General features: G+C 58.3%; 14 protein-coding genes. 5 read left to right on the top strand and 9 right to left on the bottom strand.

The features are described 5' to 3' along the window. Positions 1–117 precede the first annotated feature (117 nt). From pstA to BLQ41_RS05275, 4 genes are all read right to left on the bottom strand, one after another. On the bottom strand, positions 118–1,788 hold the full coding sequence (pstA, locus tag BLQ41_RS05290; protein WP_090177868.1) for a phosphate ABC transporter permease PstA: 1,671 nt from the start codon (positions 1,786–1,788) through the stop codon (positions 118–120). A 15-nt stretch (positions 1,789–1,803) separates the two neighbouring features. After that, positions 1,804–3,837 (bottom strand): ABC transporter permease subunit, encoded by a 2,034-nt coding sequence (locus BLQ41_RS05285; RefSeq protein WP_197678936.1) that lies wholly within the window; start codon positions 3,835–3,837, stop codon positions 1,804–1,806. Between the two features lie 479 nt (positions 3,838–4,316). Continuing rightward, complete coding sequence (locus tag BLQ41_RS05280; protein WP_090177861.1) at positions 4,317–5,318, bottom strand: phosphate ABC transporter substrate-binding protein PstS; 1,002 nt, start codon at positions 5,316–5,318, stop codon at positions 4,317–4,319. Positions 5,319–5,561: 243 nt separating this feature from the next. After that, positions 5,562–6,860 (bottom strand): MFS transporter, encoded by a 1,299-nt coding sequence (locus BLQ41_RS05275; protein ID WP_090177858.1) that lies wholly within the window; start codon positions 6,858–6,860, stop codon positions 5,562–5,564. 366 nt (positions 6,861–7,226) lie between these two features. On the opposite strand from BLQ41_RS05275, the gene BLQ41_RS05270 reads away from it, so the two are divergent. After that, positions 7,227–7,631, top strand: coding sequence for an acyl-CoA thioesterase (locus BLQ41_RS05270; RefSeq protein WP_007896491.1), 405 nt, complete (start codon positions 7,227–7,229; stop codon positions 7,629–7,631). Between the two features lie 55 nt (positions 7,632–7,686). Continuing rightward, the gene (locus BLQ41_RS05265) at positions 7,687–8,586 is read left to right on the top strand and encodes a D-hexose-6-phosphate mutarotase (protein WP_090177855.1); all 900 of its coding nucleotides are present in this window, start codon (positions 7,687–7,689) and stop codon (positions 8,584–8,586) included. 131 nt (positions 8,587–8,717) lie between these two features. Here BLQ41_RS05265 and BLQ41_RS05260 read toward each other — a convergent pair whose 3' ends face one another. From BLQ41_RS05260 to purE, 4 genes are all read right to left on the bottom strand, one after another. After that, positions 8,718–9,254 carry a DUF3299 domain-containing protein gene (locus BLQ41_RS05260; protein ID WP_090177851.1) on the bottom strand — a complete coding sequence of 179 codons (537 nt, stop codon included), beginning with the start codon at positions 9,252–9,254 and terminating at the stop codon, positions 8,718–8,720. Between the two features lie 88 nt (positions 9,255–9,342). Next, positions 9,343–9,588: a GlsB/YeaQ/YmgE family stress response membrane protein gene (locus BLQ41_RS05255; protein ID WP_090177848.1), complete on the bottom strand. Its 246-nt coding sequence runs from the start codon at positions 9,586–9,588 to the stop codon at positions 9,343–9,345. Between the two features lie 110 nt (positions 9,589–9,698). Beyond that, positions 9,699–10,781 (bottom strand): 5-(carboxyamino)imidazole ribonucleotide synthase, encoded by a 1,083-nt coding sequence (locus tag BLQ41_RS05250; RefSeq protein WP_090177844.1) that lies wholly within the window; start codon positions 10,779–10,781, stop codon positions 9,699–9,701. Between the two features lie 11 nt (positions 10,782–10,792). Next, positions 10,793–11,284: a 5-(carboxyamino)imidazole ribonucleotide mutase gene (purE, locus tag BLQ41_RS05245; RefSeq protein WP_019694319.1), complete on the bottom strand. Its 492-nt coding sequence runs from the start codon at positions 11,282–11,284 to the stop codon at positions 10,793–10,795. Positions 11,285–11,757: 473 nt separating this feature from the next. Between purE and BLQ41_RS05240 the strand changes: the two genes are divergently transcribed. Next, positions 11,758–12,441, top strand: a complete 684-nt coding sequence (locus BLQ41_RS05240; protein ID WP_090177840.1) for a reprolysin-like metallopeptidase — start codon at positions 11,758–11,760, stop codon at positions 12,439–12,441. A gap of 316 nt (positions 12,442–12,757) precedes the next feature. Then, positions 12,758–13,432 carry a zinc metalloprotease gene (locus tag BLQ41_RS05235; protein ID WP_090177837.1) on the top strand — a complete coding sequence of 225 codons (675 nt, stop codon included), beginning with the start codon at positions 12,758–12,760 and terminating at the stop codon, positions 13,430–13,432. Positions 13,433–13,476: 44 nt separating this feature from the next. Here the strand turns inward: BLQ41_RS05235 and BLQ41_RS05230 are convergent, their stop codons facing one another. Next, positions 13,477–14,385, bottom strand: coding sequence for a LysR substrate-binding domain-containing protein (locus tag BLQ41_RS05230; RefSeq protein WP_090177832.1), 909 nt, complete (start codon positions 14,383–14,385; stop codon positions 13,477–13,479). Positions 14,386–14,565: 180 nt separating this feature from the next. Between BLQ41_RS05230 and aspA the strand changes: the two genes are divergently transcribed. Next, the gene (gene aspA / locus BLQ41_RS05225; RefSeq protein ID WP_090177830.1) at positions 14,566–15,990 is read left to right on the top strand and encodes an aspartate ammonia-lyase; all 1,425 of its coding nucleotides are present in this window, start codon (positions 14,566–14,568) and stop codon (positions 15,988–15,990) included. Positions 15,991–16,380: the final 390 nt, after the last annotated feature.

The following is a 16,380-nucleotide window of genomic DNA, read 5'->3' as shown; positions in this document are numbered from 1 at the left end:
CCGGTCCCTGTGGGAGCTGGCTTGCCTGCGATGGCATCACCACGGTGTCTCTGATACACCGCGTCGTTCGCATCGCAGGCAAGCCAGCTCCCACAGGGGACAGCGGCGCCCATGAATTTAACTATCCAGCGCTTTGTACTTCTCGCGCAGGTGGTTACGGATGTAGACGGCCGACAAGTTAAGCGTGGCGATCACCAGGACCAGCAGCAACGCCGTGGCGTACACCAGCGGTCGTGCGGCTTCGACGTTCGGGCTCTGGAAGCCGACGTCATAAATATGGAAGCCCAAGTGCATGATCTTCTGGTCCAGGTGCAGGTACGGGTAGTTGCCGTCCAACGGCAGCGACGGCGCCAGCTTCACCACACCCACCAGCATCAGCGGCGCCACTTCACCTGCGGCACGCGCCACGGCGAGGATCATGCCGGTCATCATCGCCGGGCTGGCCATTGGCAGCACGATCTTCCACAAGGTTTCAGCCTTGGTCGCGCCGAGGGCCAACGAGCCTTCGCGCACGGTGCGAGGAATTCGCGCCAGGCCTTCTTCAGTGGCGACGATCACCACCGGCACCGCCAGCAACGCCAGGGTCAAGGACGCCCAGAGCAGACCCGGCGTACCAAAGGTCGGCGCCGGCAATGCTTCAGGGAAGAACATCCGGTCAACCGAACCACCCAGCACATAGACGAAGAAGCCCAGGCCGAACACGCCGTAAACAATTGCCGGGACGCCCGCCAGGTTGTTCACCGCGATGCGGATCAAGCGCGTCATGGTGTTCTGTTTCGCATACTCACGCAGGTAAACCGCCGCCAGCACGCCGAACGGGGTCACGATCATCGCCATGATCAGGGTCATCATCACGGTGCCGAAAATCGCCGGGAAGATCCCGCCTTCGGTGTTCGCTTCACGCGGATCGTCGCTGAGGAATTCCCAGACCTTGCTGAAGTAGAAGCCGACCTTGGTGAAGGTGCTCATGGCGTTCGGCTGATAGGCGTGAACCACTTTGCCGATGCCGATCTCAATCTCTTTGCCGTTTGCATCGCGGGCCGTGAGGCTGTCGCGGTTGAACTGGGCATGCAGGTCGTTCAGGCGTGCTTCGATATCTTGATAGCGAGCATTCAGCTCGGCGCGCTCGGACTCCATGTCTGCTTGCGCCGTGGCGTCGAGCTTGCCGGCCAGTTCCAGTTTGCGACCGTGCAGGCGGACCCGCTCCAGACCGGCGTTGATCGCGCCGATGTCAGTTTTTTCCAGGCTCTTGAGCTGAGCGGCCAGCTTGTTCACGCGATCGACACGGGCCTGCAACTCAGGCCATGCGGCTTCACCTTCAGCGATGACCTTGCCGTCCTGTTTGACGTTGACCAGGTAGCCGTAGAAGTTGCCCCACTCGCGACGCTCGATGGTCATCAGCTCGGGTGGCGTCTTCTGGTTGGTCAGCCACTCGCCGACGATCCAGGTGAAGTCGTTGCCGTTCAGGTCACGGTTGCCGACCTTGATCAGCTCGCGAGTCATGAACTCGGGGCCCTGATCGGGCACCGGCAGGCCCGCGGTTTTCAGGCGCTCGCGTGGCACTTCTTCCTTCTGCACGACTTCGCCGATCACCAGGTGATTGGCCTGGCCTGGCACGTCGTAATTGGCGTGTACCAGGTCTGCCGGCCAGAAGTGGCCCAGACCGCGCACGGCAATCACCGCCAGCAAGCCAATGGTCATGATGACCGCGATGGACACCGCGCCACCGCTGATCCAGACGCCTGGGGCGCCGCTCTTGAACCATCCTTTCAGGGAGTTCTGTTTCACAGACTTCTACCTTTCTTAAAGCGACGAGTATTTCTTGCGCAGACGCTGACGAATCAGTTCCGCGAGGGTGTTCATGACGAAGGTGAACAACAGCAGCACCAACGCCGAGAGGAACAGCACGCGGTAGTGGCTGCCGCCCACTTCCGATTCGGGCATTTCCACCGCAACGTTAGCCGCCAAAGTCCGCAGGCCTTCGAACAGGTTCATTTCCATGACCGGGGTGTTGCCGGTGGCCATCAGCACGATCATGGTTTCCCCGACCGCACGGCCCATGCCGATCATCAGTGCCGAGAAGATCCCCGGGCTGGCGGTGAGGATCACCACACGAGTCATGGTTTGCCATGGCGTGGCACCGAGTGCCAGGGAGCCCAGCGTCAGGCCACGAGGCACGCTGAACACGGCGTCTTCGGCGATGGAGTAGATGTTCGGGATCACCGCGAAGCCCATGGCCAGGCCGACCACCAGAGCGTTGCGCTGGTCGTAGGTGATGCCCAGGTCGTGGGAGATCCACATGCGCATGTCGCCGCCGAAGAACCAGGTTTCCATGTACGGGCTCATGTACAGCGAGAGCCAGCCCACGAAGAGAATCACCGGGATCAGGATCGCGCTTTCCCAGCCATCCGGCACCTTCAGGCGGATGGATTCAGGCAAGCGGCTGAAGATGAAACCGGCCACCAGGATGCCGATCGGCACGAGCATCAGCAGGCTGAAGATGCCCGGCAAATGCCCTTCTACATACGGTGCGAGGAACAGGCCGGCGAAGAAACCGAGGATCACCGTCGGCATGGCTTCCATCAGTTCGATCACCGGTTTGACCTTGCGGCGCATGCCCGGAGCCATGAAGTAAGCGGTGTAGATCGCCGCGGCAACAGCAAGAGGCGCGGCCAGCAGCATCGCGTAGAACGCGGCTTTCAGCGTACCGAAGGTCAGCGGCGACAGGCTCAGCTTGGGTTCGAAGTCGGTGTTGGCGGCGGTCGATTGCCAGACGTATTTAGGCTCGTCGTAGTTTTCGTACCAGACCTTGCTCCACAACGCGCTCCAGGACACTTCCGGGTGCGGGTTGTCGAGCAACAGCGGTTGAATCTTGCCGCCCGCCTCCACGATCACGCGGTTGGCCCGTGGCGACAGACCGAAGATACCTTGGCCGTCGACCACCTGATCCACCAACAGGGTGCGGTGAGCGGTGCTGTGGAATACGCCAAGCTTGCCAGACGCATCGAGGGCGATGAAGCCTTTGCGGCGCTCTTCGGCGGTGATTTCAACGATTGGCGTGGTGCCCATCTGGAAGGTGCGGATCTGCTTCAGTCGCAGTTCGCCGTCGGGGTCGCGGGCCATGAACCACTGGGCCAGGCCACCCTTGGAGTCGCCAAGGATCAACGAGATACCGCCCACCAGTTGAGTACTGGCAGTGATTTGCGCTTCACCATCTTCGAGCAGCTTGTAGCGACCATTGAGGCTCTTGTCGCGCAGGCTGAATACGTCGGCTTGAGCGCGACCGTTGATCACGTAGAGCCACTGCTGGCGCGGGTCGACGAAGATGTTCTTCACCGCCTCAGTCATCTGCGGCAGATCGATACGCTTCTGCTCGTTGGTGACTTCGCCGGTCATCATGTTTTCTTCGCTGGTCAGCGACAGCACATTAAGTTGCGCACCGGTGGAACCGACCAGCATCAGCGTCGTATCCGTGGCGTTGAGGCTGACGTGCTCCAGGGCACCGCCCGCCTCGCTCAACGCAATCGGAGTTTCGCCGTACGGATATTCAATAGCCGGCGAGATGGTCTTCTTGCCGTCCGGATAGCTGACTTTATAAGTGTGACGGAACACCAGTGCCTGACCGTTGGACAAGCCGACCGCCACCAATGGATGACCTGGCTGGTCTTCGGCGATGGAGGTCACCGTGGTGCCGGCCGGGATCGGCAGATCGACGCGCTTGAGTTCGGCGCCACTGTCGATGTCGAAGAATAAGGCCTGGCCCTTGTCGGAAACCCGCATGGCGACCTGGTTTTGCTCTTCCAGAGAGATCATCAACGGCTTGCCGGCGTCTTGCATCCAGGCGGGCGTGATGGCGTCTTTGGCGGTCAGGTCGGCACCCTGGAACAGCGGCGCGACAACGTAAGCGAGGAAAAAGAAGATCAGCGTGATCGCGCCGAGAACGGCGAGGCCGCCCACGAGGACGTACCAGCGGGTCAGGCGATCCTTGAGCGCGCGGATGCGGCGCTTGCGTTGCAACTCAGGCGTATTGAAGTCAATTCGCTTGGGGGGATTCGTAGTCATGGTGGAATTGGCCAGATCATTCATGCGCACACCCTAGCGATCCTGTATGACAGAAAGATGACAATGCAGTGACGCAACAAATCCGCCGCCAGCGGGGACTGGCAGTGGACCGGAAATTTGGGGGTTGCAGGAGCTGTCGAGGGAACCAAGGCTGCGATCTTTTGATCTTGCCGTTAGAAGCCAGATCAAAAGATCGCAGCCTCGTTTCACTCGCCAGCTCCTACAAGGCCGGGGCGAACCCCGGACCTACGGTGTTACTTTTTTGCGACTTCAGCGCCGCCTTCCGCCAGACCCAGGTCAGCCAGTGCTTTTGCAGCAACCTTGGCTGGCAGCGGGATGTAGCCGTCTTTCACTACAACTTCCTGGCCCTGTTTGGACAGAACCAGTTTCACGAACTCGGCTTCCAGCGGGGCCAGAGGCTTGTTCGGGGCTTTGTTGACGTAAACGTAGAGGAAGCGCGACAGCGGGTATTTGCCGTTCAGGGCGTTTTCTTCGCTGTCTTCGATGAACTCGGTGCTGCCTTTCTTCGACAGAGCAACGGTTTTCACGCTAGCGGTTTTGTAGCCGATGCCCGAGTAACCGATGCCGTTCAGCGAGGAGCTGATCGACTGCACGACCGAAGCCGAACCTGGTTGTTCGTTGACGTTTGGCTTGTAGTCGCCTTTGCACAGGGCTTCTTCTTTGAAGTAGCCGTAAGTGCCGGATACCGAGTTACGACCGAACAGCTGAACCGGCTTGTTGGCCAGGTCGCCGGTCACACCCAGGTCGCCCCAGGTTTTGACTTCGGTTTTAGCGCCGCACAGACGAGTGGACGAGAAGATCGCGTCGACTTGTTCCATGGTCAGGTGCTGGATCGGGTTGTCCTTGTGTACGAAGACAGCCAGGGCGTCCACGGCAACCGGGATAGCGGTTGGCTTGTAGCCGTACTTCTGCTCGAAGGCAGCCAGTTCGGTGTCCTTCATCTTGCGGCTCATCGGGCCCAGGTTAGAGGTGCCTTCAGTCAGCGCAGGTGGCGCAGTGGCGGAGCCAGCGGCCTGAATCTGGATGTTGACGTTCGGGTATTCTTTTTTGTAGTTCTCAGCCCACAGGGTCATGAGGTTGGCCAGGGTATCGGAGCCGACGCTGGACAGGTTGCCCGACACACCAGTGGTCTTGGTGTAGCTCGGGATAGCAGGGTCAACAGCGGCGAACGCGTTGGCAGTCGCAACGCCAGCAGCGACAAAAGTCATTGCCGCCATCAAACGCTTCAGTTTCATGCCTTACTCCTAGCAGATAGGGTGTGTTAAGTCGGGGCCAAGTATCAGCAGGCCGTGTGAACACTCTATGGCTGAAATATGACAATTGGATGAAAGGCCAGCATTCGGTTTTTTACAGGATGATTCGCAGCGCCTTCATCGCGGGCAAGCCCGCTCCCACAGGGGGTCTGCGGAAAACACAGAACCACTGTGGGAGCGGGCTTGCCCGCGATGAGGCCAGCTCAGTCGATGAAAGAAGTCGGTTTAACGACCCTTCTTCCAGAGGTACGCACCGACCAGAACCCCGACCCCGCAAATGATCGCCACGTAATACGCCGGCCCCATCGGGCTTTCCTTGAGCAGCAATGTCACCACCATCGGCGTCAAACCACCGAAAATCGCGTAGGCCAGGTTGTAGGAGAACGACAACCCGCTGAAGCGCACCACCGCCGGGAAGGCTTTGACCATCACGTATGGCACCGCACCAATGGTGCCGACCAGCAAACCGGTCAGGGCGTACATCGGGAACAGCCAGTCCGGGTGGTTGAACAGGCTGTGATAGAACGTCCACGAACTGAGTAACAGCGCCGCACTGCCAAACACGAACACACGGCCAGCACCAAAGCGGTCAGCCAAGGCTCCGGACGCCACGCAGCCCAGGCTCAGGAATACGATCGCCAGGCTGTTGGCCTGCAACGCCGTGGTCGGCGAGAAGTGGTAGACGGTTTGCAGCACGGTCGGTGTCATCAGAATGACCACGATGATGCCGGCGGACAGCAGCCAGGTCAGCAGCATGGAAATCAGGATCGCCCCACGATGGTCGCGCAACACAGCGCGCAGCGGCACTTCTTCGGCCAGCGCTTTGCGCAGTTGCAGTTCGGCGAACACTGGCGTTTCGTGGAGCCAGCGGCGCAGGTAAACCGAGAACAGACCGAATACGCCGCCCAGCAGGAACGGGATCCGCCAGGCGTAATCCGACACTTCCACCGGGGTATAAATGCTGTTGATCGCGGTGGCGACCAGCGAGCCCAGCAGGATGCCCGCCGTCAGACCGCTCGTCAGCGTGCCGCAGGCATAGCCGATGTGCCGCTGCGGCACGTGTTCGGAAACGAATACCCATGCACCCGGCACTTCACCGCCAATCGCCGCGCCCTGAATTACCCGCATCAGCAACAACAGGATCGGAGCCCACATGCCGATTTGTGCATACGTCGGCAACAAACCCATGATCAGGGTCGGCACCGCCATCATGAAGATACTCAACGTGAACATCTTCTTGCGACCCAGCAAGTCACCGAAGTGTGCCATCACGATGCCGCCCAGCGGGCGTGCGAGGTAGCCGGCGGCGAAGATGCCGAAGGTCTGCATCAGGCGCAGCCACTCGGGCATGTCGGCAGGGAAGAACAGCTTGCCCACCACCGTGGCGAAGAACACGAAGATAATGAAGTCGTAAAACTCCAGCGCGCCGCCAAGGGCAGACAGGGACAAAGTCTTGTAGTCGTTGCGGGTCAAAGGACGTGCGGGTTGAGCTGGCTGCGCGATGCTCGAGGGCGCTGTGGTCATGGCAAGGGCTTCTCTTATAGTCGGATCTGCAACCCCAACAACGCTGGCGGAGGCTTGGGCAGGTCCGGCACGATAGCAAATTGTTCGAAAAAGCACATAGATGAGCGTATTTGACGGTCAAAATGAGAACCGGACGGTCGTCTCGGAGTCTACCGACCGATATACTCGCAATCCTGGACCTGTTTGTAAGGGGTTGCTGTGCGAAAACGTCGTTGGCACTTGTCAGCCGATTTCGCAGAGTTTCCCTTTAGGCGCCTTACGAAAAACGTGACGAACAGAGTATGTTCGGGGTTGAATCGTTTTTCCTGGAGACGGCTATTCACCTGAAGTACTTATGAAGAGTCACGGGTCAGAGGCACCCCCGGCATGATAGAGCTCGAACAAGAAGATCCAATTCCGCAAGGCGACCTCGCCCTGCAAATCACCGCGCTCCCTCGCGAAACCAACGGCTTTGGCGATATTTTCGGCGGCTGGCTGGTAGCGCAGATGGATTTGGCCGGCACCGCAATGGCGAGCAAAGTCGCTGGCGGACGCGTCGCGACCGTTGCGATCGATCGCATGGCGTTCCTGGTCCCTGTCGCAGTGGGCGCACAGCTTTCCTTCTACACCCAGGCCCTGGAAATCGGCCGCAGCTCGATTCAGATGATGGTCGAAGTGTGGAGCGACGATCCGCTGTCCAGCGAGTGGCGCAAAGTGACTGAAGCCGTATTCGTGTTCGTCGCCATCGACGGCAGCGGCCGCACTCGCTCGGTTCCACCACGAGCGCGTTAAACGCTGCGACTGTTTTGCGGTCCATTGCAGTCCTGTTAAAGATTGAGAGTTGCCCATGAGCACGCCCAACGTTGAAGCCGTGAAACTGGATGAACTGAACTGCTGGCGCATCCGCCACGGGCAGGCCGAATTGCTGGTCGCCCAGCAAGGCGCGCACATCCTCAGTTATCAGTTGGCCGGCCAGCCGCCGCTGATCTGGCTCAATGACGAGGCGGTGTTCAAGACCGGCAAGAGCATCCGCGCCGGCGTGCCGGTGTGCTGGCCGTGGTTCGGTAATTTTTCGCGCAACCCGCCAAGCGTCCAGGCGATGCGCGTCAGTCAAGAACCACCGACGGCCCACGGTTTTGTGCGGGCGATGGATTGGGAGCTCGGTGGCATCGAAGCCGAGGGCGAGAGCCTGAAAGTGGAATTCATCCTGCCCTACCCCGAAGGCGGCTTCCCGGGCTGGCCACATCAAGTGGATTTGAAGCTGAGCATCCGCCTGGATGAACAGTTGCACATCAACCTGACCAGCCATAATCAGGGCACCGAAAGCGTCACCCTCAGCCAGGCGCTGCACAGCTATTTCGCCGTCAGCGATGTGCGCAACGTGCACGTTGAAGGGCTGGATGGCTTGAGCTACATCGAGACGCTGGACGACTGGAAAACCGTTACTCAGCGCGGCGATCTGCGGTTTAGCGGCGAGACGGATCGCATCTATCAGAAGGTCCCGGCGACACTGAGCATCGTTGATCCGGCCTGGGAGCGGCGCATCGAGCTGACCAGCAGCGGATCGCGCTCGGCGGTGATCTGGAACCCGTGGATTGATCGCGCCGCGGCGTTCAGCGACATGGCCGACGATGGTTGGCAGCGCATGCTGTGCATCGAGACGGCAAACGTGATGGATGACGTGGTGACATTGGCGCCAGGTGCCAGCCACACCCTCGGCGTCAGCATCGCCAGCAAATCGCTCTAACACCGTAAAACCAATGTGGGAGCGAGCTTGCTCGCGATGGCGGTATAACAGTCAACATAGATGCTGAATGTTATGACCTCATCGCGAGCAAGCTCGCTCCCACAGTTGTTATGCCAGGCCCATTGGCGTTGTTACAGATCAGACTCTTTGACTACCCGTACATTCGCCGCATCCAGCGCATACGCCGCATCAGCCAGATCATTGTTGACCTTCTCGATCTTCAACGTGCCGGTGACCCACAGCGGGGTGTAGATATCGTTCAGCTTCAACCCTTTCGGATACCGCACCAGCACCAACTGGTTAGGCGGCGGAGGCGGCACGTGGATGCAAGCGCCCGGATAAGGCACGAGGAAGAACAGCGTGCTGCGGCCCTTGGCATCGGACTCCAGCGGCACCGGATACCCGCCGATGCGGATGTTCTTGTCGTTCATCGACGGCACGGTCTTGGTCGAATACATCACTGCCGGCAGGCCTTTGCTCTGCTTCATGCCACCCTTTTGGGTAAAGGTGCCATCGCTTTCGGGTGAGTTGTGGTCGATTTCAGGCATGGCCTCGAGGGCTTTCTGATCCGACTTGGGCATCAGTTCGAGCCAGTCGGTTTCCGGCAGTTCGCCAGCGTGGGCCAAACCACTGCCCAGTAAGAGGAGAGTCAACAAAAGACGGCGCATGGAGGAGCTCGGTAAAGGAAAGGACTGTGTAACGCCAAGCATTCTAGCCCTCCCCGCGCGCCGCGCAGAGAGGGCTTTGTCGCTTAAATCAGTTCTTTCTGATCAAGCCGTAGATCACCAGCAATACCACCGCACCGACCAGCGCACCGATGAAGCCCGCGCCTTGACCGGCCTGGTAGATGCCCAGAGCCTGACCGCCATAAGTGGCCGCCAGCGAACCGCCGATACCGAGCAGGATGGTCATGATCCAACCCATGCTGTCATCGCCCGGTTTCAGGAACCGGGCCAGCAGGCCGACGATCAAGCCGATAAAGATGGTTCCGATAATTCCCATGGCATTTCCCTCTGATTTGGACACCTAGCGAAAGCCTAGTCAGACTTTCGCATCCTGCCATGAGAGAACGGCAGCCCCTGAATGGTTCCGCCGCTGCTACATGAAACTATTTATTCGGCGATCAGTGCTTCGACCTTGAGGATCTGTGTAGCCAGCGTCTCGCGGTTTGCACAACGCAGGTTGGCGTGACCAACTTTGCGGCCGACCTTGAACGCCTTGCCGTAGTGATGCAGATGGCAATCGGCGATGGCCAGGACTTTTTCCGTCTCAGGCACTTTGCCGATGAAGTTGAGCATCGCGCTCTCGCCGACCTTGGCCGTCGAACCCAGCGGCAGACCGGCAATGGCCCGCAGGTGGTTTTCGAACTGGCTGCATTCAGCACCTTCGGTAGTCCAGTGCCCGGAGTTGTGCACACGCGGGGCGATTTCATTGGCCTTGAGGCCACCGTCGACTTCAAAGAACTCGAACGCCATCACGCCGACGTAATTCAACTGCTTGAGCACGCGACTGGAATAATCCTCGGCCAGCGCTTGCAGCGGGTGGTCGGTGCTGGCCACGGACAGCTTGAGGATGCCATTTTCGTGAGTGTTGTGAACCAGCGGGTAAAACTTCGTTTCGCCATCGCGAGCACGCACGGCGATCAGCGAAACTTCGCCGGTGAATGGCACGAAACCTTCCAGCAGGCAAGCAACACTGCCCAGCTCGGCGAAGGTGCCAACGACATCTTCAGGCTTGCGCAGGACTTTCTGGCCCTTGCCGTCGTAACCGAGCGTCCGGGTTTTCAGTACCGCCGGCAGACCGATGGATGCCACGGCGGCATCAAGGTCGGCTTGCGACTGAATATCGGCGAACGCCGGGGTGGGAATCCCCAGGTCCTTGAACATGCTTTTCTCGAACCAGCGATCACGAGCGATGCGCAGGGCTTCGGCACTCGGGTAAACCGGGACGAATTGCGACAGGAACGCCACGGTTTCGGCCGGGACGCTTTCGAATTCAAAGGTCACCAGATCGACTTCATCAGCCAGCTGACGCAGGTGATCCTGATCACCGTAATCGGCCCGCAGGTGTTCGCCCAATGCGGCTGCGCAAGCATCCGGCGCCGGATCCAGGAAAGCGAAGTTCATGCCCAGCGGAGTGCCCGCCAGTGCCAACATGCGACCCAACTGGCCGCCACCGATTACACCGATCTTCATCGTCAAAAACCTCAGGCGATGCGTGGGTCTGGATTGTCCAGGACGCTGTCTGTCTGCTCAGCACGGAAAGTTTTCAGCACCGCATGGAACTGCGGGTGCTTGGCGCCCAGGATGCTCGCCGACAGCAGGGCGGCGTTGATCGCGCCAGCCTTGCCAATGGCCAGGGTAGCAACCGGAATGCCAGCGGGCATCTGCACGATAGAGAGCAGTGAATCGACGCCCGAAAGCATCGACGACTGCACCGGGACGCCCAGCACTGGCAGGTGGGTCTTGGCCGCACACATGCCAGGCAAGTGGGCCGCGCCACCGGCACCGGCGATGATCACCTCGATGCCCCGCGCCTCGGCCTCTTCGGCGTACTGGAACAGCAGGTCCGGGGTGCGGTGGGCAGAGACCACTTTCACCTCGTAAGGAATGCCGAGCTTTTCCAGCATATCGGCGGTGTGGCTAAGGGTGGACCAATCGGACTTGGAGCCCATGATCACGCCAACCAGTGCACTCATCGTCGTGCCTCTTCTCTCTGGGCGCCCGCAGGCGCGTCAAAAACAACAAGCCACGCAGAAATGCGTGGCTTGATTGTACGAAAAATGGCCGGACGAACCGGCCGAAGGCCGCGCAGTATACCTCAATGAGGCAGATAAACAGCCCCTTGGCCGACCATCTGTCATAGATCACTAAAAGCCCGGGTTACTGACTCGAAAGTCAACCAAAGAACCTCTTGGCCGTGACAGGCAAACTGGCCTCTATAGTGTAAAAGCCCATAACTATTTTGGGCTCCGAGTTCTTACGGAATTAACACCCAAGACACATTACAGAACAACTTGAAACTTGCCACGCCAAGCGACCAAACTTAACTTACAACTTCAAATAGAAACACCGCACAAACTATACGCCCGCATCAGCACAACAATAAACATCGCCAACAGACAAACAACACCAACCCCTCTCCAGCGGGAAGTACATAAAGGACTATGACGTGAACAAAGGCAAAGCAAGTCAGATTATCGACAATCTGAAAGATGGCACAATTGAAAACAATCACAGCGTGCAACACAGACGCTCGCTGATAAATGATGGGCAACCTGAGCGCCTCAAAAAGCCCATTCTTTTACTCGTCTTTATCCACGACGATCTTGATGAACACGATAAAGGCAAGCTCTACGACAACTACTTTTCTTGGCTGGAGACCGAGCTTGAAGACATCTCCGGCCGCGCGGTTACGGTTATTTTCAACTCTCAATCCACAGCTCCGAAAATGACCAATTACAACTACAGAAATGAAAACGCTGCAGAGGCCCTTCGGGGCTGGGAAAACAAGGTTAAAGACTTGCAAGCGAAAGCGGATACAACATTCCCTTTCAATCCTAACCTGGACAAATTTCTGTTACTCACTCGTCACGGGATGAACAGCCGCGTCGCGGGAATCGCTTCCAACAGAGGTCAGAGCGCAATGGCTACGATCGATTCCTACCTGACGCCTGCTCACGAAATAGGTCATATGTTCGGTGCCACCCATGAAGATTCGGATATCGTCTACAACGGCTGGTGGCATGACACGATTATGAAATATGACGTCAACTCTCCGGTCCGAGGTAATTATTACCATTTCAGCGAAAAGAACCGCGACAATATTCGAAACTATCTCAGTCAATTCGACTGACATCCGCAAAATCATTTCCCTGGGCGAGAGGCATTGACTTGCCCTTCACCCATCTCAGCAGCAAGGCCAGCAGCGCCGCCCTCAAGTTTGCGACGGGATGAGCGATGGCCGCCAGGATCTAGCCCTCTTCTACGGCAGAAACGACAGTCGCCCACTGTTATAAATCAAGAAGCGTTGGTTATCTACACGAAGGTCAAGCACGTACCGCCTTCGCAAAAAACACCAAGTAATGCCAAGCCTGTTTCAGCATCACTAACAATAAACTGTCATTGCCCTCTTAAATTTACCGAGAGCGATACCATCACGAGACAAATCCATGTACGCATTATTAAAACCAATCATTACTTTCATCCTTACACTCATGATTAGCTTGAGTGCACACGCTATCGATCCTCCAGACAAACTTAAAGATGACCCAGCTAATCCCATCCGGCTTTTTGCAATTTTCCACGATGATGTGCCAGCGGCGAAGCGAAGCACAACCTACGCAGATCATATTCGCCCGTTCACCGCCGAATTCGAGAACATCACCGGTCGAAAAATTCACGTTATTTTTGATCGAAGCAGACCGCCCTACACCAACTTCAACTATAAATCCAAAGACCAAAACAACATGTTTGAAGATTGGAAAAAGTTAGCGTGGGAATATAAAAGAGAACGGTATGAGCGTAATGAATTTCCCCTGTCAAGCAATGACCGAATACTGTTGATCACCAACGACTTCATTAACGGTGGCCCGGTATTTGGCGGCGTGGGTGGTATCGCAAATGGACCCGGATTGACGGCTATCGCTTCGCTCGACTTTAAGCAGGTGATCGGGCATGAGCTGGGACATTCTTTCAATGCCATTCATGAAGAAGGCGAAGTGCTTTATAACGGCTGGTGGTGCGAAACGTTCATGTTCGAACCCTTGCCCCTTCGATCGAACTGTTTCGTCTTTAGCGAAGGCAACAGGAAACGCATAAAGGACTATGTCGACAGCCGGTACTGAAACTTGCCGTAGGGCGCGAGATAACGCTCGCGCTCTTCGGGACCTCATGCGCTCGCTGCGGCGCCACCTTCAAGTTTGCGCCACAACAACCGCACATTCGCCTTGCGCACCAATGCGCAGCGATACAGGCGAATCTCCAGGGGCACATGCCATTGCGGGCCGCCGCAGACGACCAGCTCACCGCGAGCCAGTTCGGCGCGTACGCTGAGTTGCGGCACCCAGGCGATACCCAGCCCTTCCAGCGCCATGCTTTTCAGGCTGTCCGCCATGGCGGTCTCGTAAATGGTGGTGAAGCGCAGCGCCCGTTGGCGCAGCAACATGTTCACCGATCGTCCCAGAAACGCGCCGGCACTGTAGGCGAGCAACGGCACACTGCCTTCCCCCTCCAGATCGAACAGCGGTTTACCGTCGGCATCGGCGGCGCAAACCGGCAGCATCTCGGTATCGCCCAAGTGCAGCGACGGGAAAATCTCAGAGTCCATCTGCAACGCCGCGTCCGGGTCATAGAACGCCAGCATCAAATCGCAACCGCCTTCGCGCAAGGCATGCACCGCATCGCCGACGTTGGTCGCCACAAGGCGCGTCGCAATGTTCAGCCCCTCGTTGCGTAACTGGGCGATCCAGCGCGGAAAGAATCCCAACGCCAGCGAGTGAGCGGCGGCCACCTGCATCACCTCGCCCTGCCCGCCTTCCAGGTGATGGAGATGGCGCAGCACTTCACCGAGCTGCTCGACCACGGTGCGCGCCGTGACCAGAAAGAGCTGTCCCGCCGCCGTCAGTTCGATGGGCGTGCGCGAACGGTTGACCAGTTGCAGCCCGAGCGCCGCTTCAAGGCTGCGGATTCGCCGACTGAATGCGGGCTGGGTCACGAAACGTCGTTCGGCAGCCTGGGAGAAGCTGCGGGTGGCGGCCAAGGCACTGAAGTCCTCAAGCCATTTACTTTCCAGATTCATCACGCCCTCCCGGACACGCACCAATTTAGGTCACACGTTCGCCACAGACGTGGCGTCACATGGGCATTATGCCGAATGTGCATAGGCCAGTGTTTAACAGCATTGGCCGAAAATTATCCACAAGCCTAGCATTTGCAGTGTTCCGGCACAGACCGGGTCCATATCGAGATGATTTCTATCATGTCCTCCGCTGCATCTTTCCGCACAGAAAAAGACCTGCTTGGCGTACTCGAAGTACCGGCTCAAGCGTATTACGGCATCCAGACCCTGCGAGCGGTGAACAACTTCCGTCTCTCCGGCGTTCCGATTTCGCATTACCCGAAACTGGTTGTCGGCCTGGCGATGGTCAAACAGGCCGCCGCTGACGCCAACCGCGAGTTGGGTCACCTGAGCGAAGCCAAGCACGCTGCCATCAGCGAAGCCTGTGCACGATTGATCCGCGGTGATTTCCACGAAGAGTTCGTGGTCGACATGATTCAAGGCGGCGCCGGCACTTCGACCAACATGAATGCCAACGAAGTGATCGCCAACATCGCCCTGGAGGCCATGGGTCACCAGAAAGGCGAGTACCAATACCTGCACCCGAACAACGACGTGAACATGGCGCAGTCGACCAACGACGCCTATCCGACAGCGATCCGTCTGGGTCTGCTGCTGGGTCACGACGCACTGCTGGCCAGCCTCGACAGCCTGATCCAGGCGTTCGCTGCCAAAGGTCAGGAATTCGCTCACGTCCTGAAAATGGGCCGTACCCAACTGCAAGACGCCGTGCCGATGACCCTCGGCCAGGAGTTCCGCGCCTTCGCCACCACGCTGGGCGAAGACTTGGCCCGTCTGAAGACGTTGGCCCCTGAGCTGCTGACCGAAGTGAACCTGGGCGGCACCGCGATCGGCACCGGCATCAACGCCGACCCGCGTTACCAGCACCTGGCCGTTCAGCGCTTGGCCTTGATCAGTGGTCAACCGCTGGTTCCAGCCGCCGACCTGATCGAAGCCACCTCCGACATGGGCGCCTTCGTGCTGTTCTCCGGCATGCTCAAGCGCACCGCGGTCAAGCTGTCGAAGATCTGCAACGACCTGCGCCTGCTGTCCAGCGGACCACGCACCGGCATCAATGAAATCAACCTGCCGGCACGTCAGCCTGGCAGCTCGATCATGCCCGGCAAGGTCAACCCGGTCATCCCGGAAGCTGTGAACCAAGTGGCGTTCCAGATCATCGGCAACGACTTGGCTCTGACCATCGCGGCCGAAGGCGGTCAGCTGCAACTGAACGTGATGGAGCCGCTGATCGCGTTCAAGATCTTCGACTCGATCCGCCTGCTGCAACGCGCCATGGACATGCTGCGCGAACACTGCATCGTCGGCATCACCGCCAACGAAGAACGCTGCCGCGAATTGGTCGAGCACTCGATCGGCCTGGTCACCGCGCTGAACCCGTACATCGGCTATGAAAACGCCACCCGCATCGCCCGTATCGCTCTGGAAAGCGGCCGCGGCGTGCTGGAACTGGTGCGCGAAGAAGGTTTGCTCGACGAAGACATGCTCGCCGACATCCTGCGCCCGGAAAACATGATTGCTCCGCGTCTGGTGCCTTTGAAGGCTTAACCGAACGCAACACCGGCTCTTGCTCTTTTAACGAAGAGCACCGGGAGACACGCTCACCAGGTCGAGGGACTAGACACCTCTCACCTTTTGAGGGCTTGGGGATTTAACTCCCCGAGCCCTTTTTTTTAACTCTTTGGCAGTAAGACAGAATGTCTGGAAGCTGAAAACGTAAGAGCAGCTTCTGCATAAGCCTGGCGCCGGTAACGTCAGGTGCTTCAAAGGCTTCGTTTCATCGCTTGCACCACAATCGTGCAGACGGACGTCACTCTGGTAGGTATAGTGCCGCCCCTCTTCGCGTGAGCGGTCGTCGGTAACGAGGCTCAAACCCATGCGAAACCCGAACTAATAACAAACCCGCAATATGAAACCGGGACGAATGTTCGCCTCACC

The organism is Pseudomonas arsenicoxydans (assembly GCF_900103875.1).
Classification (GTDB): Bacteria; Pseudomonadota; Gammaproteobacteria; order Pseudomonadales; family Pseudomonadaceae; genus Aquipseudomonas; species Aquipseudomonas arsenicoxydans.
Note: the sequence above shows the minus strand (reverse complement) of the source record. Positions and strands in the feature narration are given on the sequence as shown.